The 23633-nt window shown below is 69.8% G+C and carries 37 protein-coding genes, 1 tRNA gene and 1 pseudogene; 5 read left to right on the top strand and 34 right to left on the bottom strand.

The window, feature by feature from the left end; all coding sequences use genetic code 11:
* Positions 1 to 1236, top strand: coding sequence for a tyrosine-type recombinase/integrase (locus O4U47_RS08660; protein WP_270677144.1), 1236 nt, complete (start codon positions 1 to 3; stop codon positions 1234 to 1236).
* A gap of 62 nt (positions 1237 to 1298) precedes the next feature.
* Here the strand turns inward: O4U47_RS08660 and O4U47_RS08655 are convergent, their stop codons facing one another.
* On the bottom strand, positions 1299 to 1796 hold the full coding sequence (locus tag O4U47_RS08655; RefSeq protein WP_270677143.1) for a YajQ family cyclic di-GMP-binding protein: 498 nt from the start codon (positions 1794 to 1796) through the stop codon (positions 1299 to 1301).
* Positions 1797 to 1957: 161 nt separating this feature from the next.
* On the opposite strand from O4U47_RS08655, the gene O4U47_RS08650 reads away from it, so the two are divergent.
* Positions 1958 to 2039: transfer RNA gene (locus O4U47_RS08650), tRNA-Tyr, on the top strand.
* A 138-nt stretch (positions 2040 to 2177) separates the two neighbouring features.
* Here O4U47_RS08650 and O4U47_RS08645 read toward each other — a convergent pair.
* The 32 genes and pseudogenes from O4U47_RS08645 to O4U47_RS08495 form a co-directional block, all read right to left on the bottom strand.
* Complete coding sequence (locus O4U47_RS08645) at positions 2178 to 3641, bottom strand: tyrosine-type recombinase/integrase (RefSeq protein ID WP_270677142.1); 1464 nt, start codon at positions 3639 to 3641, stop codon at positions 2178 to 2180.
* Entirely contained in the window at positions 3638 to 3820 is a 183-nt protein-coding gene (locus tag O4U47_RS08640) for a helix-turn-helix transcriptional regulator (protein ID WP_270677141.1), read from the bottom strand. Before O4U47_RS08640 ends, O4U47_RS08645 begins: the two co-directional genes overlap by 4 nt.
* Before the next feature lie 62 nt (positions 3821 to 3882).
* On the bottom strand, positions 3883 to 4065 hold the full coding sequence (locus tag O4U47_RS08635; protein WP_270677140.1) for a hypothetical protein: 183 nt from the start codon (positions 4063 to 4065) through the stop codon (positions 3883 to 3885).
* Between the two features lie 99 nt (positions 4066 to 4164).
* Positions 4165 to 4899, bottom strand: a complete 735-nt coding sequence (locus O4U47_RS08630; protein ID WP_270677139.1) for an ATP-binding protein — start codon at positions 4897 to 4899, stop codon at positions 4165 to 4167.
* 9 nt (positions 4900 to 4908) lie between these two features.
* Positions 4909 to 5247, bottom strand: a complete 339-nt coding sequence (locus tag O4U47_RS08625) for a hypothetical protein (RefSeq protein ID WP_270677138.1) — start codon at positions 5245 to 5247, stop codon at positions 4909 to 4911.
* Positions 5248 to 5547: 300 nt separating this feature from the next.
* A pseudogene (locus tag O4U47_RS31260) lies at positions 5548 to 5736 on the bottom strand (helix-turn-helix domain-containing protein); the annotation flags it as partial.
* 84 nt (positions 5737 to 5820) lie between these two features.
* Complete coding sequence (locus tag O4U47_RS08620; protein WP_270677137.1) at positions 5821 to 6531, bottom strand: exonuclease domain-containing protein; 711 nt, start codon at positions 6529 to 6531, stop codon at positions 5821 to 5823.
* Positions 6532 to 6560: 29 nt separating this feature from the next.
* Positions 6561 to 6734 carry a hypothetical protein gene (locus O4U47_RS08615; RefSeq protein ID WP_270677136.1) on the bottom strand — a complete coding sequence of 58 codons (174 nt, stop codon included), beginning with the start codon at positions 6732 to 6734 and terminating at the stop codon, positions 6561 to 6563.
* 21 nt (positions 6735 to 6755) lie between these two features.
* Complete coding sequence (locus O4U47_RS08610) at positions 6756 to 7451, bottom strand: hypothetical protein (protein WP_270677135.1); 696 nt, start codon at positions 7449 to 7451, stop codon at positions 6756 to 6758.
* A 31-nt stretch (positions 7452 to 7482) separates the two neighbouring features.
* Complete coding sequence (locus O4U47_RS08605) at positions 7483 to 7656, bottom strand: hypothetical protein (protein ID WP_270677134.1); 174 nt, start codon at positions 7654 to 7656, stop codon at positions 7483 to 7485.
* Entirely contained in the window at positions 7656 to 8348 is a 693-nt protein-coding gene (locus tag O4U47_RS08600; RefSeq protein WP_270677132.1) for a PP2C family protein-serine/threonine phosphatase, read from the bottom strand. Before O4U47_RS08600 ends, O4U47_RS08605 begins: the two co-directional genes overlap by 1 nt.
* An 82-nt stretch (positions 8349 to 8430) precedes the next feature.
* Positions 8431 to 8700: a hypothetical protein gene (locus O4U47_RS08595; RefSeq protein ID WP_270677131.1), complete on the bottom strand. Its 270-nt coding sequence runs from the start codon at positions 8698 to 8700 to the stop codon at positions 8431 to 8433.
* A gap of 15 nt (positions 8701 to 8715) precedes the next feature.
* Positions 8716 to 9315 (bottom strand): NUDIX domain-containing protein, encoded by a 600-nt coding sequence (locus O4U47_RS08590; RefSeq protein ID WP_270677130.1) that lies wholly within the window; start codon positions 9313 to 9315, stop codon positions 8716 to 8718.
* Positions 9316 to 9402: 87 nt separating this feature from the next.
* The gene (locus tag O4U47_RS08585; protein ID WP_270677129.1) at positions 9403 to 9810 is read right to left on the bottom strand and encodes a hypothetical protein; all 408 of its coding nucleotides are present in this window, start codon (positions 9808 to 9810) and stop codon (positions 9403 to 9405) included.
* A gap of 403 nt (positions 9811 to 10213) precedes the next feature.
* Positions 10214 to 12358 carry a P-loop NTPase family protein gene (locus tag O4U47_RS08580; RefSeq protein WP_270677128.1) on the bottom strand — a complete coding sequence of 715 codons (2145 nt, stop codon included), beginning with the start codon at positions 12356 to 12358 and terminating at the stop codon, positions 10214 to 10216.
* 89 nt (positions 12359 to 12447) lie between these two features.
* Positions 12448 to 12825, bottom strand: a complete 378-nt coding sequence (locus O4U47_RS08575; RefSeq protein ID WP_270677127.1) for a hypothetical protein — start codon at positions 12823 to 12825, stop codon at positions 12448 to 12450.
* On the bottom strand, positions 12822 to 13109 hold the full coding sequence (locus tag O4U47_RS08570) for a hypothetical protein (protein ID WP_270677126.1): 288 nt from the start codon (positions 13107 to 13109) through the stop codon (positions 12822 to 12824). The genes O4U47_RS08575 and O4U47_RS08570 overlap by 4 nt, the downstream gene beginning before the upstream one ends.
* Positions 13106 to 13498 carry a hypothetical protein gene (locus O4U47_RS08565; RefSeq protein ID WP_270677124.1) on the bottom strand — a complete coding sequence of 131 codons (393 nt, stop codon included), beginning with the start codon at positions 13496 to 13498 and terminating at the stop codon, positions 13106 to 13108. The genes O4U47_RS08570 and O4U47_RS08565 overlap by 4 nt, the downstream gene beginning before the upstream one ends.
* Positions 13499 to 13556: 58 nt before the next feature.
* On the bottom strand, positions 13557 to 13751 hold the full coding sequence (locus tag O4U47_RS08560) for a hypothetical protein (protein ID WP_270677123.1): 195 nt from the start codon (positions 13749 to 13751) through the stop codon (positions 13557 to 13559).
* Between the two features lie 71 nt (positions 13752 to 13822).
* Positions 13823 to 14020 (bottom strand): hypothetical protein, encoded by a 198-nt coding sequence (locus O4U47_RS08555; protein ID WP_270677122.1) that lies wholly within the window; start codon positions 14018 to 14020, stop codon positions 13823 to 13825.
* A complete protein-coding gene (locus tag O4U47_RS08550; RefSeq protein ID WP_270677120.1) occupies positions 14017 to 14379 on the bottom strand; it encodes an RRQRL motif-containing zinc-binding protein in 363 nt (120 codons plus the stop codon). Before O4U47_RS08550 ends, O4U47_RS08555 begins: the two co-directional genes overlap by 4 nt.
* Positions 14376 to 14711: a hypothetical protein gene (locus O4U47_RS08545; protein ID WP_270677119.1), complete on the bottom strand. Its 336-nt coding sequence runs from the start codon at positions 14709 to 14711 to the stop codon at positions 14376 to 14378. The genes O4U47_RS08550 and O4U47_RS08545 overlap by 4 nt, the downstream gene beginning before the upstream one ends.
* Before the next feature lie 319 nt (positions 14712 to 15030).
* The gene (locus O4U47_RS08540; protein WP_270677118.1) at positions 15031 to 16440 is read right to left on the bottom strand and encodes a winged helix-turn-helix domain-containing protein; all 1410 of its coding nucleotides are present in this window, start codon (positions 16438 to 16440) and stop codon (positions 15031 to 15033) included.
* 82 nt (positions 16441 to 16522) lie between these two features.
* The gene (locus O4U47_RS08535) at positions 16523 to 16843 is read right to left on the bottom strand and encodes a hypothetical protein (protein WP_270677117.1); all 321 of its coding nucleotides are present in this window, start codon (positions 16841 to 16843) and stop codon (positions 16523 to 16525) included.
* Positions 16844 to 16920: 77 nt separating this feature from the next.
* Entirely contained in the window at positions 16921 to 17472 is a 552-nt protein-coding gene (locus tag O4U47_RS08530; RefSeq protein ID WP_270677116.1) for a hypothetical protein, read from the bottom strand.
* A complete protein-coding gene (locus O4U47_RS08525) occupies positions 17473 to 17823 on the bottom strand; it encodes a hypothetical protein (protein ID WP_270677115.1) in 351 nt (116 codons plus the stop codon). It lies immediately after the preceding gene.
* Between the two features lies 1 nt (position 17824).
* Positions 17825 to 17971 (bottom strand): hypothetical protein, encoded by a 147-nt coding sequence (locus tag O4U47_RS08520; protein ID WP_270677114.1) that lies wholly within the window; start codon positions 17969 to 17971, stop codon positions 17825 to 17827.
* Positions 17971 to 18183 carry a hypothetical protein gene (locus tag O4U47_RS08515; RefSeq protein WP_270677112.1) on the bottom strand — a complete coding sequence of 71 codons (213 nt, stop codon included), beginning with the start codon at positions 18181 to 18183 and terminating at the stop codon, positions 17971 to 17973. The genes O4U47_RS08520 and O4U47_RS08515 overlap by 1 nt, the downstream gene beginning before the upstream one ends.
* A 51-nt stretch (positions 18184 to 18234) precedes the next feature.
* Complete coding sequence (locus O4U47_RS08510) at positions 18235 to 18459, bottom strand: hypothetical protein (protein ID WP_270677111.1); 225 nt, start codon at positions 18457 to 18459, stop codon at positions 18235 to 18237.
* Positions 18456 to 18881: a hypothetical protein gene (locus tag O4U47_RS08505; protein ID WP_270677109.1), complete on the bottom strand. Its 426-nt coding sequence runs from the start codon at positions 18879 to 18881 to the stop codon at positions 18456 to 18458. Before O4U47_RS08505 ends, O4U47_RS08510 begins: the two co-directional genes overlap by 4 nt.
* Positions 18881 to 19198 carry a hypothetical protein gene (locus tag O4U47_RS08500; RefSeq protein WP_270677107.1) on the bottom strand — a complete coding sequence of 106 codons (318 nt, stop codon included), beginning with the start codon at positions 19196 to 19198 and terminating at the stop codon, positions 18881 to 18883. Before O4U47_RS08500 ends, O4U47_RS08505 begins: the two co-directional genes overlap by 1 nt.
* Positions 19199 to 19244: 46 nt before the next feature.
* Positions 19245 to 19733, bottom strand: a complete 489-nt coding sequence (locus O4U47_RS08495) for a hypothetical protein (protein WP_270677106.1) — start codon at positions 19731 to 19733, stop codon at positions 19245 to 19247.
* A 136-nt stretch (positions 19734 to 19869) separates the two neighbouring features.
* Between O4U47_RS08495 and O4U47_RS08490 the strand changes: the two genes are divergently transcribed.
* Entirely contained in the window at positions 19870 to 20229 is a 360-nt protein-coding gene (locus O4U47_RS08490) for a GntR family transcriptional regulator (RefSeq protein ID WP_270677105.1), read from the top strand.
* Between the two features lie 118 nt (positions 20230 to 20347).
* Here the strand turns inward: O4U47_RS08490 and O4U47_RS08485 are convergent, their stop codons facing one another.
* Positions 20348 to 21496, bottom strand: coding sequence for an MFS transporter (locus tag O4U47_RS08485; protein ID WP_270677235.1), 1149 nt, complete (start codon positions 21494 to 21496; stop codon positions 20348 to 20350).
* A gap of 322 nt (positions 21497 to 21818) precedes the next feature.
* Between O4U47_RS08485 and O4U47_RS08480 the strand changes: the two genes are divergently transcribed.
* Together O4U47_RS08480 and O4U47_RS08475 are read left to right on the top strand one after the other, a co-directional pair.
* Positions 21819 to 23057, top strand: a complete 1239-nt coding sequence (locus O4U47_RS08480) for an XRE family transcriptional regulator (RefSeq protein ID WP_270677104.1) — start codon at positions 21819 to 21821, stop codon at positions 23055 to 23057.
* A 114-nt stretch (positions 23058 to 23171) separates the two neighbouring features.
* On the top strand, positions 23172 to 23528 hold the full coding sequence (locus O4U47_RS08475; protein ID WP_270677103.1) for a hypothetical protein: 357 nt from the start codon (positions 23172 to 23174) through the stop codon (positions 23526 to 23528).
* The last annotated feature ends 105 nt before the right edge of the window (positions 23529 to 23633 follow it).

The raw sequence follows: 23633 nt of genomic DNA, 5'->3' as shown, positions 1-23633 counted from the left end.
ATGGCGGTCTACGACAGGTGGCACAAGTCCCGTCCCCGGCCCGATGATGAACTCTGCCGTGAGCACAAGAAGGCGCCTACAGCGGAACACGGCGTGGGGAAGCGCTGGCAGGTGCGGTGGCGGGACGAGGACGGGGAACAGCAGAAACGCAACTTCGACAAGAAGTCCGGCAAGAACCCTGACGTTCACGCTGAGGCGTTCGATGCGAAGGTCAAGGCCGACCTCGACAGCGGCCGTGGACTCGACCTGGACAAGGGGCGGATGAAGGTCGCCGCCTTCGGCGCGCTCTGGAGGGCTGACCTCATTCACCGGAAGTCAACGGCGGAACGTATGGAACGGGTCTTCAAAGTGCACGTAGACCCGATCCTGGGCAACCTGGAGGTTGCGAAGGTCCGTGCGTCCCACATCCGCCGTTGGATCAAGGACCGTAACGCTGTCCTCGCCCCATCGACCATGTCCGTCGTCTACAGCAATCTGAAGTCGCTGTTCGCGTGGGCGGTGATCGATCGTGTGATCTCCATCTCTCCCTGTGACGGGGTGAAGCTTCCGAAGGAGACGGAGAAGCATGAGCACTTCATCCCGACGCCCGATCAGGTCCATGGGGTGGCGGAACACCTTCCAGCCCGGTACTCGGCAATCCCCTACCTCGGTGCTGGCTGTGGTCTCCGTGGCGGGGAGATCATGGGGCTTGAGGTCGATGCGATCGACCTTGAGGCGGGGGAGATCGATGTCGGTCAGCAACTGGTGTGCGTGACCGGGCGCAAGCCCTACCTCGGCCCGGTGAAGACGATGACATCGGCCCGGACCGTAGAGGTCCCGGACGTCACGCTCCGGGCTCTTGAGCGTCACCTTGAGCGCTTCCCGCCTGTGGAAGTCGAGATCGAGGACGAGACCAACCCGAAGAAACCGACTACGCGTGCCGCGCGGTTGGCGTTCATGTGGGCAGGGATGCAGGGGAACGCACGGGACTTGTCGCCGATCCCTAGAGGGAACTGGTCGCACGCCTGGAGTGCTGCGGCTCGTCCAGTCGGCATCCCGAAGGGGAAGGGGTTGCACAGCCTTCGGCACTTCTTCGCGACGCGACTGATCCACGGTGGGGCCTCGGTGAAGACGGTTCAGCTCGCTCTCGGGCACGCGACGCCCACCATCACCCTGAACACCTACGTGGGGGAGTGGCCTGAAGCTCACGAGCGGACCCGCTCCCTGATGGACAGGGCTCTGGGGAATGTGCCCTGACAGTGCCCTATCGGCGCCGCCGACCGCTGGCCGTGCAGGTCACAGCGGTCGGCGGCCTCTTTCTAGCGGTAGTTGACGAACTGGATGGCCAGGTCGAAGTCCTTCTCCTTGACCAGGGTCATCACGGCCTGCAGGTCGTCCTTCTTCTTGCCGGTGACGCGCAGCTCGTCGCCCTGGATCTGCGCCTTGACGCCCTTGGGGCCCTCGTCGCGGATGAGCTTGGAGATCTTCTTGGCGTCCTCGGAGGCGATGCCCTCCTTGAGCCCGACGAGCATGCGGTACTCCTTGCCGGAGGCCTTGGGCTTGTCCGGGACGTCCAGGACCTTCAGCGACACCTTGCGCTTGATGAGCTTCTCCTTGAAGACGTCCAGGGCGGCGTTGACGCGCTCCTCGGAGTTGGCCCTGACCTCCACGCCCTGCTCGCCGGACCAGGCCAGGGAGGCGTTGGTGCCCCGGAAGTCGAAGCGCTGCGACAGCTCCTTGACGGCCTGCGTCAGCGCGTTGTCGACCTCCTGCCGGTCGAGCTTGGAGACGATGTCGAAACTGGATTCAGAGGCCACGTGCGCTCACACTCTCGGGGTTCGGGTCGGTTCCGGCGGGCGGACCCGGCCCCGGGCGGGGCCCGGCCGCCGCGGCACCGAGCCTATCGATTCGCGAGCACGGCGCTCGTCCGCTATCCTCGATCACGTCGCCGCGCCCCACGGAGGGCGCAGCACTCCCAGGCAGGTTGCCCGAGTGGCCAAAGGGAGCGGTCTGTAAAACCGCCGGCTCAGCCTACGTAGGTTCGAACCCTACACCTGCCACCCACTGAGAACGCCCCCTGACCAGCGTGTCCGCGGTCAGGGGGCGTTTTCGTTCAGTCCGGCTGTGTCCGGCTGGGAACGGCCGTAGACGGCTTTCTGCGGCGAATACGCGGCGAAGTTTTTCGTCGCCGCCGCGGGTCAGTCGCCGGACGGCGCTGGGGGATCAGCCCTGGTGGCCTGCTCCGCCTTGCTCCGGTTGATGGCCTCGCGGCCCGAGACGCACTTGGCGTAGGTGCCGAGCAGGACCCGCACGCTGTTCCCCGCCCAGTGTGCGACTTGGGCGGGATCGATCCCCGCGTTGAGCCACGCGGACAGGCAGGCGTGGCGGAGGTCGTAGGGGCGCCGTGCCATGGGCGACGCGACCTGTTCGGGCGTGAAGGCCTTCATGCGGGCGCGTTTGAGCAGCCGCTCGTAGACGCTCTCCGAGAGCTCACCGCCTCGGTGCCCGCGGAACAGGTACCCCTCGACATTGGTCCCGAACACCGCCAGGTGCTCGCGCAGCAGCTCTGTGAGCTCCGGAGGGCAGGGGACGTATCGAACCTCCTTGTCTCCCCTCCACTTCAGCCCGCGCTTGTCGCGGCGCTTCCCCGAATCGGTCCACGTCCGGCCGGCCACCGGGCCTGAGTCCTCCAGAACCAGCGTTCCGCTTCCCCTCATCGGGATGTCCAGGTTGCTTCTGCGCAGTCGGACGGCTTCGCTGGGCCGGAGCCCGCCGTAGTAGAGACACCCGAAGAAGGCGACCAGCTTCGGGCCTGAGTGCGGAAGCTGCCGCAGGGCATCGAGGAGAGCCACCGCCTGCTCGGGGTTGATCACTACTCGCGGATCGACCTCCTCGACGGCCTTCGGAGGGTTCCACTTCTTGGAGGCGGCAGGGAGCGGGTTGCCGTCGAGGAACTCGCCCACGCCGAACTCCAACACGTTGCTGAGCACAGCTCGCTTCCGGGCAATGGTGTTGCCGGAGGCCCGCTTGCCCTTTTGGGTGCTGCCGATCGCCTCCAAGGCGGTCAAGACCTTGTCCGGGTCCGCCAGAGCAGAAGCGGGCGGTGAGTGATCGGCGACCCATTGGAGAGCGTTCTCGACGTGGGGAGGCATGTCCTCGCGTTCGCGCCGGTTCTTGTCGAAAGCCCACTGGTACAGGGCCAAGCGGAGCTGGCGCTTCTCGGGCCGCCCCGGTGCATCGGGCAAGAGCACAGGCAGGATCGTCGCGAGCGTGTCGGCGACCGAGCGGCGGCTGTTCGCAGCCAGCCACTTGTGGCGGCGCTCGACGTAGTTGACGCAGTGCTCGTACCAGGTGAGCTCTGGTTCTTCCTCTTCCTCCTCGGCTTGCCTGGCGAGGATCGCCGGAACTTCGGTGACGGGGACGCCGAGTTCGACGTCGAAGGCGATCCCCTTCGCCTGAGCGGTCAGTAGCTCGTTGCGGCGAGACAGCGCGAGGGACTCGGTGTCGAAGGTCTCTGGGAAAAGCTTGCCGTTGACCTTCCAGCGCACCGTGTAGGTGGTCTTTCGCTTTCCCTTGTAGGTGCGGATGTTCCAGAGCTTGACGTTGAACGTCGAGGGCCGGTCGCCCACAGAGGGGCGACCGGCCGGGTCGAGCTGGGTCACGCCGAGACCTCCTGGGTGGCCAGCCAGGCCTCCAGGTCGCTGCGGCGCACCATGATCTTGCCGTTGGGGTACTTGATGGTCTTCGGGGCGACACCGCGCTGGAGCCAGCCGTAGAACGTGCTGCGCGGCACCTGGAGCAGCTTGAGGGCCTGGGGGAGGGTCAGCAGTTCATCAGTCATGGTCGTGGGCGTCGCGGGCCGACGTCCGGTGCCGCGTCGGCGGGTGGGAAGAGCGGTTGCCATTAGGCGATCACCTCGAATCGGACCAGGACGTGGTGCGGGTTCTTGCGGCTCGGCAGTGGGCGGGAGGGCGGCGAGGCCGTGCAGGCCTGCTCGATCTGCTCGGCGGCCCTCTGAACGGCTTCGGGCGTGCCGATCAGGCGGACGTGGACGATGCCCGTGTCTCGGGCGGGAGTGTCGGTCATGATGGGAGTACCTCGTCCTTGTTGTGTGGGCGAAGGTGCGGCCCCGGAGTGGCTTGCAGGCGAGTCCGGGGCCGCTTTGCTGAGATTCCGGCTGGTGCGTCAGGCCCTTCGGGGGAGCCGACGGTCGTGGCCGTCCATGCGCACCGCGGTGGTCATCTCCGCGAGCCGGGAGTGGATCCGGTCGCCGACGACCTCGCGCAACTGCTTGGGCGAGTAGTTGCTGGTGAAGATGGTCGGCCGCCGCTGGTTGTAGCGGTGGTTGACGATCCGGTAGAGGATCTCGGCGGTCCAAGGGCTCTCCTTCGCGGTGCCGATGTCGTCCAACAGCAGCAGCGGCGTGCGCATGAGCTGGCGCTCGAGGCGCTCCTGCTGGTCTTCGCGTCCCGGCTTGGGACGCATCGCGGCGTACATCTCGGGCTGGCTGGTGAACACCATCGAGAAGCGCGGAACCCCGGCGGCGGCGATACGGCGGATGCCGCCGAAGGCGGCGTGCGTCTTGCCCACGCCGGTGCCGCCCCAGAGCAGGAGCGACGGGCCCTGCAGGCGCTGCTCGCCGTCCTTGGGCCAGGCCTGGGAGACGGTGTCGGACCAGGCGATGACGTCGGAATGGTCGGTGTGCGCCTCCTGGTAGACGGGCGGGGTCATGCGTTGCCAGCGGGACATGGCGAGCTCCACTCGTTGGGCGTGGTGCCACTCGGGGTCACCAGGTTCGCCGGGCTGGCCGGCGTGCGTGCTCGGACCGGGGTCCGGGTCGGTCGACGGGATCGGGATCCCGCGACGCGCCAGTTGGCGGGTGATGTGCTGAAGCGCGGTCTCAGCGGACAGCGTCGTCATCGTGGCCTCCTACGCCCAGGCGTTGGGGTCGCCGTCGTCCTCAGCCGGGTTGCGGAAGGGCTGGAACCCGCTGCTGGTGGGCGCCTGGCGCTTCTCGGCCTGCCAGCGTGAGCGGGTCCGCATCCAGGAGCGCCAGGCCGCATTCCAGTCGGCGCGGAGCTCGCCCTTCGACAGGTAGTGGTCGACGAAGGCCTCGGTCGCCTCGTCGGCATCGAGGGCCGGGGTGTGCTTGGCGGCCCAAGCCCGCATCTGCTCGCTGAGCGTGAAGTCGCTCGGGATCACGGTCTGCGGTGGCGGCTCGGTCGGGGCAGCGGACCCATCTATATGTTCATAGGACTGAGGGTTCACTGAGGGATACTGTCCGGCCAGATTGGCCGGTGAAGTCGGACAGGATGACCGGTGGTCATTTTGGCCGGTAGTCGTTTCCGCAGGTGGCGGGATGCGGCCATTCTGACCGGTGGTCACGTTGGCCGGTGTACTACCTGTCGAATCTGACCACTGGTCAATCTGGCCGGTAGTCGTCTCTGCAGGTGGCACAGGGCGGCCAATCTGACCGGTGGTCATGGTGGCCGCTAGGTTGAGCCGGTAGCGGTCGGTCGTCCGGCGCCCGTTCTCGCCGTAGCGGCTACTCCGCGTGACAAGACCGGACTTCTCCAACAGCTCGAGGCAGCGCCGAACGGAGCGCTCCCCGAGGTCGGTCATACGGGCGATCTTCTTCTGGCTCGGGAAGCAGGACGCGTTCTCGTCAGCGTGGTCGGCGAGGACGACAAGGACGAACTTCGCCGAGCTGTTGGAGAGCTGCTGCTTGAAGGCCCAGGTCAAGGCCTCATTCGACATAGGTCAATCTCTTCTCGTTTCGTCGGTGTGCTGTCCTCTCTGCTGAGAGGAAGTGGGCTGGCGGAGGGGCTGTGACAGGCGCCTTCATACGGATGTGGCCGGGATGATCGGCCAGGCGCGCTCGACGACCTCACGCGGGTTCGTGCGCCGGAGGTAGGCCTCCAGCGAGGCGGCCTGCTCGGCCCTCCAGGTCCGCTGGGCATCGTGGAGCTCGTCGACGCTCATCGCGGCCAGGCGGGGCTGGGTGGCGCCGAGCCGCCAGGCGAGCCGCGCGGCGGCCAGAGCGTCGGCCTCGCACCCGTGCGCCGACTCCTGCGAGAGCGCGATGTTGTAGTGGGCGCACACGTCCACCAGGCGCCGCGATCCCCGGCGGTAGCGGTCGACCTCCTTGTCCAGGACATGGGGGTCGATCACGCGGAGCTTGCCGCCGAAGTCCACCCCGATCCGGTGCCGGGCCAGCTCCCTGTCGAGCAGGGTGCAGTCGTAGGCCGCGTTGAACGCGACCAGAGGCACCCCGTCGGCGACCGCCGCGCCGATCTGCTGGGCGACCTCGTCCACGACATCGTGGGCCGGACGGCCGTGCTGGCGGGCGTACTCGGTGGTGATGCCGTGGACGTCGGTGGCGCCCTGGGGGATCTCGATCCCAGGGTCCGCCAACCAGGTGGTGGTCTCGGCCGTGCCGGCCGCGGGGTCGATGCGGACCAGGGCGGCGGTGACGATGCGGTCGGTGTCGAAGTCCACGCCGGTGCTCTCGGTGTCGAAGGCGAGCATGGGATTCAGGTGCCAGTCGGACACGCGGGTTCCTCTTCGTTTCGGGGGTCGGTTCAGGCCGTCTGCGCGGCGTCGGCGCAGAGCTGGCATTCGTCGGTGCCGTCGTCCCCATTGAGATTGGGGAAGACGCCGTCGATGCGATGCCCGATTTCGGCTTCGTATTCGGCGATGATCTCGCCTTGGTTCTCGCAGACGACGGTCACGTAGAAGGTCAGTCGGCCGTTCAATCTGGCTCCTCTTCGAGCGGGTCAGGCCGCTGCGGCGGGCTGGTGCTGGGGCATGCGGGCGAAGTCGGCGGCGACCTCCGAGGCGTTGGGCAGGTCCAGATCCGCGCGGCCGGGCCTGATGACGGCGCAGAACCAGTCGCCGATGGTCGCGACAACGGCCCCTTCCGGGTTCTGCGAGGTGCGCCAGGCGGCCCACACCGGCACCGTGGGCGAGAAGTCTTCGGCTGCGGTCAGGCGGTTCAGGAAGAACGGCTGCAGTGCGATCTGGGGAGCGGCGCTTTCGACGTCGGTGGTCTTGGCGGCCCAGGCCAGGGCCGAGCGCCAGTCCGGCAGGACCTGGGGGATGGGCAGCGTGAGGGTGGAGACCTCGTCCACGGGCGCGTGGTGGCTGGTGTAGCCCAGGCGCACGTCCTGGTCGGTGGGGGTGACGGTGAGGTCGCCGAAGGGGTGGCGCTCGTGTTGCTGGTCCAGCCACGCGATGTCCTCGTCCTCGAGGAAGGCCTGGAAGGAGTACTCGGGGCCGATGGGCTCGCGGGCCACCGCGAGGGCGTAGCGGTCGGTGGCCGTGGTGCTCAGCCAGCCTCCGGCGGCTTCGACTTGGACGACGCGGAACCGGGGGTCCTCGTCGCCGGTGCCGATGAAGGGCTCGACCGATCGAAGGAGCCGCAGGAGCGTGTCGGCGGGGACGGTGGCGGTCTGTGCGGCGGGAGTGGTCATACGGTGTTCCTCCTTGGGGTGTGCTGCTGGTTCAGGCCGCGGCCGCGTTGGCGGCGGCCGGGTCGATCTCTTCGCCGGTGATGGCCTCGGTGACCGCTGCGAGCAGGTCGCGGGCGGTGCAGGGGGTGACGGCGTTGCCGGGGACGGCCGTCGCGCCGGTCGCGGACCCTCCGCCGCCGCAGAACAGGTCGGTCATGGTGGGCATCAGCGCTCCACCCCGCTTCCCGCGGCCGGGGCCAGGACAACGGCGGTGGCGTCGTCGCGGTAGCCGTCCTCGTCGGGCAGCGCCGCGTCGATGAGCGCCTGGGCCAGGTCCTGCGGGGACCCCTGGAGGGCGGCCGTCATCTCCTCGAGCTCCTCGTGGGCGACGTAGTCGTGGACGCCGTCGCTGGTGAGTACCACCAGCTCGTCGGCGGGGACCTCCACGTCGTAGACGGTGGCCACGGCCGCCTCCGACAGGGGCGTCTGGATCCAGTTGTCGTGGTCGGCGGCGATGTCGAGCGGTGTGCCGTTGCGGCGCAGCTGCTCGCCCACGGTGTGGTCGGAGGTGTAGCGGCGCAGCCGGTGGCCGTTCAAGCCGTAGGCGCGGCAGTCCCCGGACCACCACACCCAGGTCGGCGAGCCGGGATGGGCCAGGGCCGCCACGCCGACCGCGTCGCCCGCGTGGTCCACCTGGAGCAGCTGGGTCCCGGACAGCAGCCCGGCCAGGCCGCCGCGGTGGGCGGTCACGCGGGCCACGGTCTCTGCCAGCAGGCGGGCGGTGGTGGCGGTGTTCTCGTCGTTGCCGATGCCGTCGATCAGCGCAGCAGCGGTCGCGTTATCGCAGGTGTGAACGGACGCAGCGTCGCAGTTGAAGGCGCGCGAGCCGCGGCGCGTCGCGAGTGCGGTGGTGATCACAGAACCTCCTGGTTGTAGTTGTGGTCCGGGGCGGTCCCTGCGCGGGCCCGCCCCGGACCACGAGGTCACGGTGTGGGTGTCGCTAGCGGGGCAGGGGGTCGGCGGTGATGTGCGCGGCGTGCTGGGGCGCCCGCGGGTCCGGGGGGAGGGGAAGGCAGTCGGGGCAGTGGGGCTGCCGGCCGTCGGGGCCGTCGAGACCCCACTCGAACTCGCCCTTGGCCACCGCGTCGAAGGCCTCTTGGACGCTGGTGAAGTGGATGAAGCTGCCGTCGAGGGTGGTGTAGTCGTCGGTCATCGGGACCCCGCAGCCGAAGCAGGTCACCCGGTAGCAGGTCGTCGGCTTGATCGGCATCGTTCCTCCCGGGGGTCAGCGGCCGGCGCCGGGGCGGCCGCCGCGGTAGTACTCCGGCGGCGGCGAGCTGTAGAGGCCGCGCACGGAGGACCGGTCGGCGTCGGAGACCGTGATGTCGCCGAGCCGGTGGCACAGCTCCACCCAGACCGCCTCCAGGGAGTCGGCCGGCTGCTCGGCGGCGGGGCGGCCGGAGCGGGCGAAGGCGATGGTCGCCGCGGCCATCTCCCTGAGCCGGTCGCCGGTCACCCACTCGGCGCCGCGGGTCTCCTCGGGATCGGGCAGCAGACGGGCGTCGGGGGCGACCTCCAGGTCGAAGACGGTCCACAGGTGGCCCGGCGAGGCGAAGGCGTCCGCCGGGGGCGCCGAGCACAGGTTGGGCAGGTGGACGGTCAGGACCTCGGTGGCCTCCAGGACCTTGAGCCCCAGCTCCTCGTCGGCCTCCTCGCGCATCGCGGTCTCGAAGCTGGCCTGGCGCTTGTCCTTGCCGTGTCCGGCGATGCAGGCCCCGCCGATGGGCCACCAGGCCCGGTAGAGGATCGCGTACTCCTCGTCTCCGTTGGCGGCGGTGCGGCGCACGCGCCCGCCGACGCTGGTCCCGCAGCACAGTGACGGCATGATCAGTGCTCCCTCCTGCTGGTGGCGGACCGGTCCGGTCCCCCCACCGCCCCGGCGCAGGGCCGGGGCGGCAGAGGCACTGGACGGTCAATCCCTTGGGGCGGGCCGCCAGGTCCTCAAGAGCGTGCGGCGGGCCTCCTCCAGGAGCTCTTCGGCTTCGTCCGGGGTGCACCGGTATTCGCGCACGAGCAGGTCGCGGGCGTCCTCGCGTTCCATGAGGCGGCCCTCATGGATGAGCCCGTAGCCGCGAGGGCCCATGTGATAGACGGCTAGGTGCTCGCGGGCGGCGGCGCTGTCGCGTACCGTCGCCAGGTCCAGGGCGCTGTAGGCGGCAGCGGAACCGGCGCCGCGAACCGCGGTCAGGTGCGTGTGGGCCTCGGATTCGTTCATGCGCAGCCCGTCGATGCGGTAGCGCGCGCTGCCGCCGTCGACGACGTAGGTGATCTCGGCGGCCAGGGCTACGGCTTCGGGCACGGCGGTGTCGATGGTGTCCACAGGGGGCCTCCTTAGAGGTGATTGCAGGGCGAGGACGGCCCCGACGAGACAGCGTTCGTCGGGGCCGCCACGGGGTTTCTGATCACGCAGCGTCGCCGACGGAGGGCAGAGCGCGGAGCGGGGGTTGGCCCGTGTGCGCGCTCGTGCGTTTCGCCACCCGGCGCGGGGTGTTACAGGTCAACGGGGTGGCCAACCGGTTGGCCCGGAGATGGCCGGGCGGGTTGGCCCACGGTTGGCCACCCTGTTCACCTGCACAAAAGTTTCTGAACTGGTGTTGGACGTTGGTCCGGTGTCGTGACCTGGGGTTGGACACAGGGGCGGGGCCGAACACTCCAGCGGTGGGGCGGGTTGGCCGCTCAGGGCGGCCAACCCGCCTGATCTGCGGTTGGACGGTCCGAGTGGGTTAGGCGGTGGCGCCCTCAAGGACGCGCACCCGGTACTGTCCGTCATCGTCGACGGCGATTGCGCCCTCGGTCTCGAGGCGCTCGAGCTGGCGCTTGTACCACGTGCGCTCGCGGTCGACGCCGGCGGCAGTGACGGCCGCGCGGAACTCGGGGGCGGTGAAGGTCTCGCCGCCCTTGGCCCAGTCGGCGATCACCTGGTCGGCGACGGCGCGGGCCTGCTCGGCCCCCTGCTTGGAGTGCTTGGTGGCCTCGGAGGAAGAGGCGGTGGTCAGGCGGGGAAGGACGAAGTCGTTCTCCAGTTCCTCGAGCTCGTCTTCCTCGGTGATCGCCTCGACGTCCGGGGTGTCGGCGGTGAGCAGGTCGGCGTCCTCGCCGAAGATGTCCTCGTCGGTCATGGTCAGCTCCTCTTCTTCCTTCTCGGTTTCCTGGTCGTCGCGGTTCTCGTGGTCGCTCGGGGCGGGTTCGGCCGGTTCGGGGACGGCGCGCAGCACCGGGCGGGCAGCCGCCGGGGCCGCCTCGGTCGGCTCGGCAGCCGGGGCAGGGGCGGCGGCGCGGCGCTTGGCCAGGTAGTCGGCGTAGGCCGGTCCGAAGGCCTCGCGCGTGATGTCGTCGAGCTTGGCGTCCTGGTCGGGAAGCGCGCTGGCTTCGGCGGCCAGGACCTTGTTCTCGTCGGCCTTGTCGGCGCTGGGCGGGCCGTACATCTTGATCGGGATGGTGTGCCGGTCGGGGTCTTGGGAGTCCACGGCGGCGTAGCAGGCGCCGGGCTTGGACTTGCGCCAGCGGGCCGGGTCGGCGCCCGAGTCGGTCACGTAGTCGGGCAGGACATAGGTCGCATCGTCGGGGTCGCGAACGCCGAAGCAGACGCCGTCGCCGAGGTTGGCGCGCGCGTCGGTGTCGAGATTTCCGTAGGTGGCCCTCTGCAGCGAGATCTCGAAGTGCATGCCGACCGAGCGGGCGACCCGCAGCAGTTCCACCAGCTCGTCGAAGTCGGCGAGTTCGGCGGCCTCCTCCAGCAGAACGTGGAGGAAGACGAGGCCGCAGCCCCTCTCCCACTGGGCCAGACCACGCTCGCCCAGGTAGTCCGCGCGTGCCTTCACCGCGCGCTTGAGGCCGTCCAGGGTCATGCGGGCGGCCTTCTTGTCGTTCAGGGCGGCCCACCCGATCGCGCCTTCGACCGGGCCGAGGGTCTGCTTGCCCTTGGCCAGGTCGATGGCGACGGTGAAGGTGTCCGAGCGCGCGGCGATGGAGACGAGCTTGACCTTGCCGTAGACGCTCTTCCCGGCACCGGACATGCCCACGGTCAGGGTGTGGTTGTTGACGGGGTTGACGGTGAACTTCTCGCCGTCCTCGTACAGCCCCAGGGTGAGCGGGGCGTCCTCGATGGAGGCTCCCTTCTCCTTGTCGTCCAGGCCGGGCCAGGGCACGATCTGGCCCATCACGTCGCGGGTGACCACGGTCATGTGGCCGCGGCGGGCGTGCCCGGGGTCCTCGCTGATGCGCACGGCCCCGGGGGCGACCCCGTAGGCCGACGCGATCTGGTCGGCATGGGACTGAAGCTCGGCCACCGTGCGCCCCGGCTCCAGCTCGAACTCGGCCTTGACCTGGGTGTCGGTGGTCTTCTTCGGCGTCAGCGCCACCCAGGTCAGGTCCAGCCACTGCTGGATCTGGGCCCAGGAGGGCAGCTTGACCTTCTTGGCCTGGCCTCCCTCCTCCTCGGCTCCGGCCAGCGCCCGGTGGGCGGCAGCGATGACGCCGAAGAAGAAGGCGACCACGATGTAAAAGCCGGCCGCGGGCATGAACGGGGTCCAGGCGGTGGCCACGATGGCCCACACCGTTCCCAGGGCGCACCCTGCGGTGTAGACCACGTCGGCGTACCAGGAGCGGGCTTCGGCTAGCAGGTGCAGCACCAGGCAGCTCAGGGCGCCGCAGATACCGATGAGTGCGCAGTACAGGGCGGTGGTGGCGCCCTGGCCCCCGAGCAGGGTGTGGGCGATCCAGCCCAGCGGCCACATCGCCGCGGCCAGGACGAACGGGATGAGGTAGGGGACGACGGGAGCGATCGGGTGGGGCCCGGTGCGCGGCGCGGGGCTCCACCCTTCGTCCCGCCGCTCCCGCATCGATGTGCGTCGGTGCTTTCGCGCCACGGCGCTCTCCTGTGGATGTGAACGGGGACGGGGTCGGACAAGGGGCGGCCCCCGCCGTGACGGGGGCCGCAGACGGTTCCCGGGGCTGCTCAGATCTTGAGGTTGAGGATCTTCTTGGGCTTGACCTTCTTGACCGGGCCGAGGATGTACTCGAACTGGCGGGTGATGCTCGCCCAGGTGCGGGTTGCCTCAGCGGCGCCGGTGCGGGCGGCCTTGGCCGACTTGCGCAGGTGCCGGGCGCAGGTGCGGGCCTTGGTGCGCACCTTCATGCGGCCCTCGTTGCCCTCGGGCGGCAGCTCCATCAGGCGCGACTGCAGCTCGGTGGCGGTGAACTCCAGCTCCACGGCCATGGACTTGAGCGCGTCGCGGGCCTTGTCGCAGTAGGCGCGGATCTCCGAGCCGGTGTTCAGCTCGGTGGACTCCATCTCGGAGATGATGCGCTTGAGCTTGGTGGTGTGGGCGGTCATGCGCGGTCCTTCCTGTCGGGTGAGGCGGGGGTGGTGCGGACGATGACGGCCAGCAGCCCGCGGCCAGGTCCGTAGGCGCGGATGCGGGCGGTTTGCAGGTGGTAGTTCCAGCTGGAGGACAGCCGCCGGGCGAGAGCGGGCAGCGCCACGGACGCCGGGCGGCGGTCCAGGGCTGCGGCGATCAGGTCGAGCAGTTCCAGCAGGGCCGCATCGGCCATGGCCAGCGCGGCGCGCAGGCGGATCCGCCAGGGCGCGCCGCGCGGCGACCGTTTGGCCCTGGTCACTGGGCCATCTCGGCGGTGAAGGTGTCGGCGGTGTTCACCAGGCCGACCATGCCGCTGTACATCTCGACGAATACCCCGCCGGCCGCGATCCACAGGACCGGGATGATCAGAGCGATGAAGGGGGTGAGGCGGGAGGTTCCCGCGTCCTTGAGCTCGCTGAAGATCCACGCGGTCGCGGCGGCCGCGAGCACTGTGGGGACGGCGATGGCCAGGGCGTTGTCGGCAGCGTCGACTCCGGCCAGGATCGGGCGCTGGGACAGCGGCACCAGGGCCAGGCCGCCCAGCAGTGCGGCTACGGTGAGCAGCCGCCCTTCCTTGTGCAGGATGATCAGCGTGATCGCGACGCCCAGCCCGATGGCGGCGAGCGCGGCGTTGGCGGCGGTCTCCATCCTTCTCCTTCGTCAATGCGGCGCCCCGCCGAGGACGGGGCGTGGGTCGGTCGGCGGGTCAGCGGCGGGTGGACTCGAAAACGCGGGCGGCAGGCGAGGGGCTGCCCGCCGGGCGCGGCAGGACCAGGACGATGCCCACGGCCAGGGCGGACAGCCACACGAACGGGGGCACGTCGGGGTAGGTGAACACGCCGATGCCCAGCAGCACGACGGCGGCGACGATCAGGGCCAGGTCCAGGGCGAAGCGCAGCATGAGTACTCCTTGTGCAGCAGTGGAAACGCAATGGCGAGGCAGGCCGCGATCAGGCGGCCTTCAGCACGGGTTCAGAACAAGGGCTCGGGCTCGGCCCGCTCGGGCAAGGGCTGCTTGTGGCGCCGGAGGTCTCCGTCGGCGCCGAAGTAGCCCACGCGCCACTCGCCGGTGGCGCCGCAGGTGCAGACCAGGCGGGCGAAGTAGGACTCCTCGCCGCGCTCGGTGAAGCCGCCGGTGCGCTCAACGTGCGGGGTGCAGCGCGTGGTCATGCCGCCCACCCCTGGTCGGTGAGCACGCGGGCGGTCTCGTCGGCGTCGCACGGCAGGCAGAGCCCGCCGGTGCTGGTGGGCAGGCAGTACTCGAACACCTGCCCGCACGCCTTGCAGGTGTGGCGGGCCAGCAGCGCGCGGGCCAGCGCCCGCTCGCGTGCCGGGGTCATCGGCCGCACCGCGGCGGCGCGGGTCCGGTCGTAGAGCCAGGCGCGGCGGTAGCCGCCGCGGGCGCGGCGCGAGCGCCACAGGAGTTCGGCGACGGGGTCCTGACCGCCGGGGCGCAGACCCTCGGCGCGCAGTTGGGCGCGGGTGGCCAGCTCCGGCGGGGCGAAGCCCCACCGGTAGGCCGGGATCACCGCCGCCGGCGGGGCTGGGGTGCGACCAGCGCCCGCACTGGCTCCGGCACGTCCGCCGGGAGGCCGGGCTCGTCGTGGCCCTGGCCGCAGTTGGCGAGCACGAGCGCCATCGACGCGCGGGTCGCCCAGTTGGAGTCGTGCCAGGTCGCGCCACACCCGCAGGAGAACAGCGACTGGTCCTCTTCGCCCTGGACCCAGTGCAGCCGGAGGTTGCGGAAGCTCGTGCACTCGGGGCAGGTGGCGATCTCGTCGAGCTCGGGCCAGGAGGTGATCCAGGTCTCGGCCTGGCGGGTGTACAGGCGGCGGACGGGGGCCTCGGTGATGGTCGTCATGCGGTTCCTTCCAGCTCTGGGGGTGGTGGACGGGGCCGCCCCGGCCCGTGGCGGGTCGGGGCGGCGGTGTTGGTGGCCGGTCGGTGGTGGTCAGGGCGGATCCATAGGCCTCCTGCGAGGTGCGCGGGCGGGTGGGGAACAGCGGGTCGGGCGGGTTCGCGGGCAGCCCCATCAGGGGTTGCCGCGCGTCGCCTGCTCGACGCCGCTCCGGGCGGCGGGGACACCGCCCCGGCCCACTGCTGGGGCCGGGGCGGTGTGCTCGCCCTCGGAGCAGGCAGGGCGCCCGCCTTGAGGCGGGCGCCCCGGGTAGGCGGCGTTGTCAGTTGTCGTAGACCCGGTGGCCGTCCTGGTGGAGGCGGTCGCGGTGCTCGCGCACCGTTGAGCGCGACCTGCCCAGGTCGGCGGCGATCTGGTTGGTCGACACACCGGGGCCGTGGGCCGTGATGTAGTCCAGGACCGCCTGGCGGGTGGAGGCGCCCTGCGCGGCGCGGGCTTGCAGGTGCGGCGGGCGAGTCCGCTGGTCAGGGCCAGTTCCGCCAGTCCCGCCACCCTCGGCAGGCTCATCGGCCGTGTTGTCGGGGTGTTCGTGCAGGTCAGCGGGCATCGGGCCGGTGCCGCCACCCGGGGCGGGGACCGGCACCGCGGCGGGGCGTCCGTCCTGGTCGGGGCCAGTTCCGCCAGTGGCGCCACCCCAGGCGGCCGGGGACTCGGGCACGCGGGCGATGGCGGACATCACCTTGTCCAGCAGCGCCTCGTCGTCGGCGATGAGGCCCGCCAGCTGCTCGCGGTCGCCCTCGGCGAGCGTCCCGAGCAGGGCGGTGCCCACCAGCTCGGCATCCGAAGACGCGGGGTTGCTGTCCGCGGGCGCCGCCGGAGCGGGCAGGGCGGGGGCTTCGACGAGCCGGTCCAGGGCCGCGGTGTCGGTGGCCACCCGCAGCAGGTCGGCGGCGTCCTGCTCGCCGATCTGGTCGGCGCGCTCGGTGCGGGCTTCGGAGGTCATGACCGTGATGGCGTGGGCGGCCAGCGCGGTGCCGGCCGCGCCGACCGCGCACAGCGCGGTGATGACGCTGGCCAGGGAGAATCCGAAGAACCAGCCGAGCAGGTTCAGCCCCACGCTCATCAGCAGCGGACCGGCGATCAGGGTGCCCACCAGCAGCTTGCGGCCCCGGGTGCGGGTAGCGATCGCGTATCCCGAGGCGCTGTAGCGGGCCACCAGGCCGATGGTGGTGATGGTGGCCGTGGAGATGACCGACCCGCCGAGCTCGACGATGAAGCCGGTGGCCGCGGCGCCTCCGGCGGCGGTGGCCAGCATCGCGATGCCGTACCCCGAGCCGCCGGACAGCAGCAGGCTCATGGCCAGCATCGCCACCGGCCCCCACAGCCCCACGCGGGAAAGGACGGTGACCGCGCGGGGGGCGGCTTCGGCCGAGCGGGCGCGAAGGGCGTAGGCCAGGTCGGTGCCGGCCGAGGCGGCCCGGTCGGCCAGTGCGGTGTAGGCGGTGTTGTTCAGGCGGGCGCGGGTGTGCACGCGGGTGCGGGCGGCGCGGGTGGCGCTGCGGCGGGCCGCGGCCACCACGGCCGGGTCGCGCTCGGCCCGGGTGAGCAGGGCGCGCTGTTCGCCGGTGAGGGCCTGGGCGTCGGCGGCGGCCGCGGCCAGGCGCCGCACCCGGCGCGACGGCTTGGGAGAAGGCGTTGGCGCCTCCTGGCGGGCAGTGGGACCATCGTTCATGGTTGGCGCCTTTCAGGTGTCACAGGGCGGCCCGCCGGTCACAGCGGCGGGGCCGCCCTTCTGCATGAGGGGCCAGGAGAGTTCAGGCCAGAGTGATCTCGTCCAGGGAGCGGCGCTCGGCCTCCAGCCGGTTGATCTCGGCATCCAGGAGGCAGGTGCGGTCGGCCACGCCGCTGACGAGGATGTGGCCCGTGCGGATCAGCGTCGCGGTGTAGCCGCACCCGTTCAGGACGTCCGCGGCCACGTGGGTGTAGTCGCAGTGGATGCGCAGATAGACACCGGTGGGCACCAGAACCGCCGAGATGATCCGCTGGGGGTGGTCCACAGCGGCGGCGGCCGTGCGCTCGATGTTGTGCAGGTCGTCCTGGGTGGTGGGCAGGGCACGCGGCGGGACAGGGGTCATCACTGTTCTCCTTGGGAGTGCGAACGCCCTGCTCGCGGGCAGGGCGTCAGGTCAGGGCCGAGGGTGCGGGCGGTGTCTCAGAACGGCGCGGCGTCCAGGTCGGCGTCTCGGCGGCGGGCGGCCTCTTCGTGCCAGCGGAGGAGCTTGTCGGCGTCGGCCGAGGTCATGCCGTGGCGCCCGGTGAGGAACGCCTTGGCGTCGCTCCGGAAGCTGAAGGATTTGATGGAGCAGTCGGCCGTGAGGACGCCGTAGGCGAAGCCGCTGGGCTTGGCGGTGTCCGGGTCGCAGAACACCTGGGGGTCGCTGAAGCACCTGGGGTCCAGGGCCATCAGGGCCTGGGCGCGCTGGGCCGCGGCCGTGGCGGCCTGCGGGGAGTCGGCGGTGAAGGCCTCTTCGAGGGCCGCGGTTGCGGCGCGGGTCTGGCGCTCGCGCTGCAGCGAGAAGTCCGGCTCGGTGCTGTTGAGCCGTTCGATCTCCTTGCGGGCGGTGTGCAGCTGGTGGTCGGCGTGCCGCAGCTCGCAGCGCAGGCGGGCCGCCTTGTTCTCGGCGGCCTCGCGGTTCCGGCGCTCGCGGGCCAGCTCTTCCTCCAGGCCCTGGATCCGCTGCTTCAGCGACGTGGTGCGCAGCATTCAGCTCGCCTCCTGCAGGGTCTTCTCGGGGTCGCGGGTGCGGGCGGTGGCGCAGATGTGGATGCCGGTGCCGTGCCAGTCGTCCAGGTGCACGGAAGAGGCGGTGTGGGGGCCGGACGGGTGCTGCACGGTGGTGCCCAGGACTTCAGCGAGGTGCTCGAGCCAGGCGGCCCTTTCCTCGTTGGTGGTGCCGTCGCGGTGCAGGGTCAGATCGATCTGGGGGCGGCCGAGCATGTCCACCCAGACCCGGATGGCGAAGGACGGGTGAGAGGTCCAGTGTTCGTCGAGCTGGCCGGTGACGACCGAGGCGATCACCAACAGCTCGGGCGTGGACAGGTCGCGTGTGGGCATGTCAGTGCTCCCTGGTGTCGTCGTTTCGGAATCGCTGGTCGGCGGCCTCGTGGAGGGCGTTGAGCAGGTCGCTGCCGAGGAAGGCCAGGCTCAGCCCGCCCACGGCGACGACGAGGATGGTCAGTTGCGCTGCGACGGAAGCGACCATCAGGCGGCCCGCTCGTGTCCGTGGCCGCCCCGTTCATCAGGGCCGCCCCTGCGCCGCGGCGCCAGGACCGGGCGCAGGAGCTTCCAGACGTCAATGAGGGCGACGAACATGTCGCCGAGCATCGCCAGCAGCGTCACGAGCGCGTAGAGCGCGAGGAGGGCAGCCAGCCACGCGGGCACGGTGACGGTGATCAGGTCAGCCGGGTCGTGCACGTCTTCGTCCTTTCGCTGTGAGGGCTTCGGAGGAGAGAAGGAGAAACGAGGTCAGACTGTGTCGCCGTCGAGCGCGATGGGGTCGGCGGCATTGACGGTGAGGTAGTCGACCCAGTAGGCGTGACCGCTCCAACGGACCAGGCACAGTTGGAGGCGTCCGCGGGCGGCCTGGTCCCGGTCGGGGTGGGGCCGGGTGCCGATGACTTGGGCCGGGTGGCCGTCGATGAGAACGCGCTGCCCGAGTTCCAGAGCGAATGCGGGCAGGCGGCGGGTCATGTGAGGTGCTGCCAGACGGTGCCGGCGGCGATGGTCAGCACGGCGAAGATGATCAGGTCCACCGCGCAGCGCACGGCCTTGTACTTGGCGGCGGCCACCGTGCACAGCGCCTGGTAGCGCTCCTGCGGGCTCTCCAGGTCGAGGGCCAGCCGCGGGGCTGCGACGCTCCGGTTGCGCATGAACGGGGCGCGCGCCAAGCGCGGGCGCACGGCCTTCAACGCGGCCAGAGTCGCGCCCGCCAGGGCAGCGGCCCCGGCCCGCACCAGCCACACCCCGGGCTCGTCCCCGGTGAGCAGGTCGCCCGAGGCAGCGATTCCGGCCCCGGCACCGGCTAGCCCCATGAGAAGGGAGGCCTTGGTGTCGATGCGGCCAACCTCGGTGCGGACCTCCTCGATGGCCTCGCTCAGCTCGATCTCGCTCATCAGGCGGCCTCCATCCCGATGCTGGGGAAGTCGGCCGGGTCCGTCTCCCAGAACTCGTCGCCTCCGGCGGCGATGGCCTCGGAGCGGTCGTCCTGGCGCCACTCGGCGGGGTCCAGGCGGTGCAGGGCGGCCTCTACTACGGCGTCCTCGGGGGTGGGGCGGATCGCGTCCCAACCGCAGGGGCACGAGGCCCTGCAGGCGATCTGGGTGTGGACCGCGGCCGTGGCCACGTGGGTGGGGTGGGCGGGGTTGGAGATCAGGGCGGCGGCCGCCAGGGCGCGTGTCCGGTCGGTGGCGGTGGCGATCGGGCTGTTCACGGCACACTTCTCCTGTCGTATCGGCGGTGCTGGGTGTTCGTGCTGGTCAGGAAGCCAGTTCGGTGACCAGATGCAGGCGGGTCCACTCGGACCCGTGGGCCAGGAGGAAGGCGAGGATGCCGGGGCGGGGGCGGGCGCCCCAGCCGCGGACGATGGCCTCGGCCTCGTCCATGTCGGTGTCGAGCAGGTCGGCCACGTCGGAGGCGTAGGCGGCGACCCTGCTCTGGGCCTCCAGCTCCTCGATGCCCTCGGCCAGCTCGTCGAGTTCTTCCTGGGCGGGCTCGCGCGGCGCGGTGCGTTCCGGGTCGGCGGGCTCGGAGGCCTTGGCGGCCGGCCGGTGGGTGCGCGGGTCGTGGCCGGGCTCTCCGCTGGCCGGGAGTACGTCCTCCAGGCGGACCCCGGCGGCGTCGGCCAGCTCGGCGAGCTTGGCGAAGTCCTTCTCGTTGGTGATCGGGCCGTAGACGAGGCGGACGAGCTCCTCACGAGCGATCTCGGCGAGAACGGCCTTGCGCTTGTCGTTCGCGGTGGCGGTCATCGCGTCCTCCTCGGTCCAACGGTGTTCGGTGCTGTCCAACTAAATCCCAAGCTACTCAAGCCACTAGAGCCAGTCAAGCCAATCGGGTGGAATTTGTTTGGGTGACTTGAGCCGAACGAGCCTCTAGTGTGGTGTCATGGCTGCTCACGACACCGTCATCCCGTACCTGAAAGTCGCTGCTGAGCTGCGCAACCGGATCGATCAGGGGGTCTACGAGGTCGGGACCCAACTTCCCTCGGGGCGAGTGCTGGCAGACGAGCTCGGCGTTGCCAGGAACACCGTCGGTGCAGCGATCCGGGTTCTGCGTGAGGAGGGGCTGGTGACCCCGGTAGCTGGACGAGGAACCGTCGTGGAGGCGCGCCCAGAGGCCGCGGTCGAATCGAGCCCGGAGATGACTGCCCTCATGGAGAAGATGGAGGCCCTGATTGAGAAGCTGAACAGCCTTCAGGACGAGGTGAAGGGGCTTGACCAGCGACTTCGCAAGCTCGAACCCTAGTCTTCATCTCCTCGACGGAGTCCGTCAGCTCGTCGAGACGCAGGGCAAGATCGTTCAGACGCTCTGTGGCGAGCAACAGCTCGGGGATAGTCATGGGGGCACTCCAGGCGGTAGAGGATCAGCGGCCGTCGCGGGTCTGAAGGCGCTTGCTGGCGACGGCGGCGGTCAACAGCCCTCCGGCCAGGACGACGATGCCGACGCGGGGGCCGAGGAGATCGGCGAGTCCGCCCGCGATCACCGCTGAGATCGCCTTCGTGCTGCTGGCCGCGAACCAGGCGCCGGCCACTTGTCCCTTCATGTGATCCGGGACTCTTTGGTTGATGACCTGCGCCGACGTCTGGTGGGAGTAGGTGAGCCACCCGGCGACGCATCCTCCGGCCAGCACGAGGAGGAAGTGCGGCAGGAACGCACTCGCAATGAGGCTTGCCCCGAGTGCAGTGGCATAGCCGGTCAGCCTCCGCCCTGTCGGGATGGCCGAGCCGAGCACATAAAGCTGGGCAGCGATCCCGCCAAGTGCGACAGCCGCGGACGCCAGACCCAGAGCAGTTCCCTCAGAGAGGTCCTGCGCAGTGTCCACGACGAGTACCTGCATCCCTGTCTGCAGGGCGCCCATGCCGAACAGGGACACCGCGGATGCGAGAAGGAGGGACGTCGCAAGATCAGGTTCCGCGAAAAGGGCGCGGAGCGACACCTTCTCGAGTCTGGTCCGCGGCCTCGGCTGAGCGAGGTCGCTCGCCCTGATCGCCAGGAGGCTGGCAAGGGAGATCAAGTACGTTGTCGGGCTAATGAGCATCACCGCGCCGGGGCCGATCAGCGGAATCGCAAGTCCGGCAAGGCTCGCGCCGGCCAGTGTTCCGACCTGCCAGGACGCGCTGTTCAGAGCGACCGCCGCCTGGCGAGCAGAGCCGTGCGTGACAAGTTCACCGACCATGGCCGCCTGGAGCGGATTGGAGAAGGAGGTCGAGAACCCGATCCCGAGCACGATGAAGAGGATCGACCACAGCTCAGCTGCTCCTGAGAGCACAAGGACGGCCATGGAGGCCGCCAGCCCGAGAGCGACCGTCTGCTGAAGCAGCATCGCGCGTCGCCGGCTCCAGCGATCGATCAAGGCGCCCGCATGAGCACCGATGAGCAGCTGCGGCAAGAACTGCGCGAAGGGGACGAGCCCCAGCGCGAGACCCGATCCGCCTGACACTTGCCAGACCGTGGCGGCGATGGCCACTCCGTGCGCTCCGTTCCCGGAATGGCTGCAGAGCCGTCCGAGCATGTACAGGCGCAGGGAACGTTCCGTCGCGAGGTTGGTGCAGGTCGCCCGGAGGCGAGACAGGTAGCCGGCTTCTGGTTCCGGCGGGTGGGGGGTAGCCAGAGTCACTGTTCCTCCGTCTACAGCGCCTGTAGCGCGCTGAGAACGACTGTCACTTGCTGAACAGTGCTGACTCTTGTGGAAGTGAGAGGTCACATGAAGTGACGATCACGGTGGCAGATACAGGACAAGTAGGGTGACACCGTCGATGTCCCCCCTCTCGTCACCGGTGCCGCCGGGAGCGAGCTGGGAGGCTCGGGGCGTACACCTCACGAGGAGGCGCGCGATGGACGACAGGCCAGGATGGTCCCGACGGCTGGCGGCCGAGCGAGACGCTCGCCAGTGGTCACAGGCTGATGCGATCGCCGCGATGCGCATGCACGCGGACAAGGAGCTGCCGTCGGACGACAGCCTCCTGCGGCAGTGGAAGCGCTGGGAGGCGGGCGACACGCAGCCGAGCGCCTACTACAAGGGGATCCTCGCGGCCACCTTTGGCACGGTCACGGCGGCCCTCTTCCCACAGCAGGGACGCAAGGGGGACGGCCAGGCGGAGATCGTGGCAGCTACCGGCCTGGAGACCCTCGACATCGTCAGCCGCATGCAGGCCTCCGACGTCGACACCGCCACCCTTGACGCGCTGCGGATCACCGCGGACCGACTCGCATCCGAGTATCCGTACATGCCGAGCGAGCAGCTCGTGATCGAGGGACGTCAGTGGCTTCGCCGCGTGGCGGGGATGCAGTCCAGCAGGCTCACGCTGAGCCAGCACCGGGAAATCCTCGTCATCGCGGGCTGGTTGGCCCTCCTGGTGGCGTGCGTCGAGTTCGACCTCGGCGACGCACGGTCGGCAGAAGCCACCCGCAAGGCGGCATTGTCGCTCGGAGCCGAGTCAGGGCATACGGCCATAAGCGGGTGGGCCCACGAGGTCAGAGCATGGATGGCTCTGACGCGAGGTGACTACCGGGGAGTCGTTGCCGCGGCCCAAGAGGGAGTGCAGATCGCCGGTGCGCAGGATGTCGCAGTCCAGCTGACCGCGCAGCGGGCGAAGGCCTGGGCACGCCTGGGCGACAGACGGCAGGTCGAGCTGGCCCTTGAGGATGGCAGGAACATGCTCGAAGGGCTTCCGCACCCGGAGAACCTCGATAATCACTTCGCTATCGATCCATCGAAGTTCGACTTCTACGCCATGGACTGCTACCGCCTGGTAGGAGAAGACCGCCTCGCCACTTCGCTCGCGAGGCAGGTGATCGCGGCCGGCACGGACTTCGACGGCACTCCGCGATCTCCGATGCGGATCGCTGAAGCCAACGTGACGCTCGGTGTGGCAGCGGCGCGAGAAGGCGACCTTGAAGGGGCGGGCGAGTTCGGTGACCGTGCCTTCAACATCGAACGCCGGTCCATCCCGTCCCTCCTCATGGTAGGGCGCGACCTCGAGCAGGTGTTGCAGGAGATGTACCCGAAAGAGGCCACGACGCTCGAGTTCAATGAGAAGCTCAGGGCCGTTTCCGGTCAGATCGGTTCCTGAAGAACAAGTCGTCCGATATAGACGAAGCCCGTCGCCTGGTGGCGACGGGCTTCGTCTATGCCCTGCGGCCAGGCCACGGCCGACGAGGGTTCTGTGTGCTGGAGGAGGTCCCCCATGATCAGAGAAGGTGACGTCGTAATTGCGAAACGCCCGCTCGGCTCCTTAGCGCGCGTACCTGCGGGGGCACCGGGCAGAGTCGAGAGGATCGACTTTCTAGGTCAGGCGGAGGTCAGCTTCTTCGAAGGGCCACGGCTCCGGGTGGGCACCGCCGACCTGGACAAGGCCGATCCCATGGGGCCGTGGGGACCCACCACGGGTTGGTGGCTGATGGCGCCAAGCAGGCCCGCTCCTGAGGAGGGCGCCATGAAGACCACTTCGCCTGACAAGTCACGCACTTCAGTCGGCTTGCGGGCGCTTCTCGCGGTCCCGGTGATAGCGCTCCTGCTGTACGCCCTCATCCAGCTCTCGTGAGCCGTGTGCTTTTACCGCCGGTGGGAGCCGGGCGAAGAACTGCCCGAGCACTAGGGCGTGTTTCTTGGATCTTGAGTCTCGGGTCTGTGGCTCACAACCCCGGTC

Origin of the sequence: Nocardiopsis suaedae, from assembly GCF_027706745.1 — a bacterium.
Taxonomy (GTDB): Bacteria; Actinomycetota; Actinomycetes; order Streptosporangiales; family Streptosporangiaceae; genus Nocardiopsis_A; species Nocardiopsis_A suaedae.
This window is presented reverse-complemented; position numbering and strand designations above follow the sequence as displayed.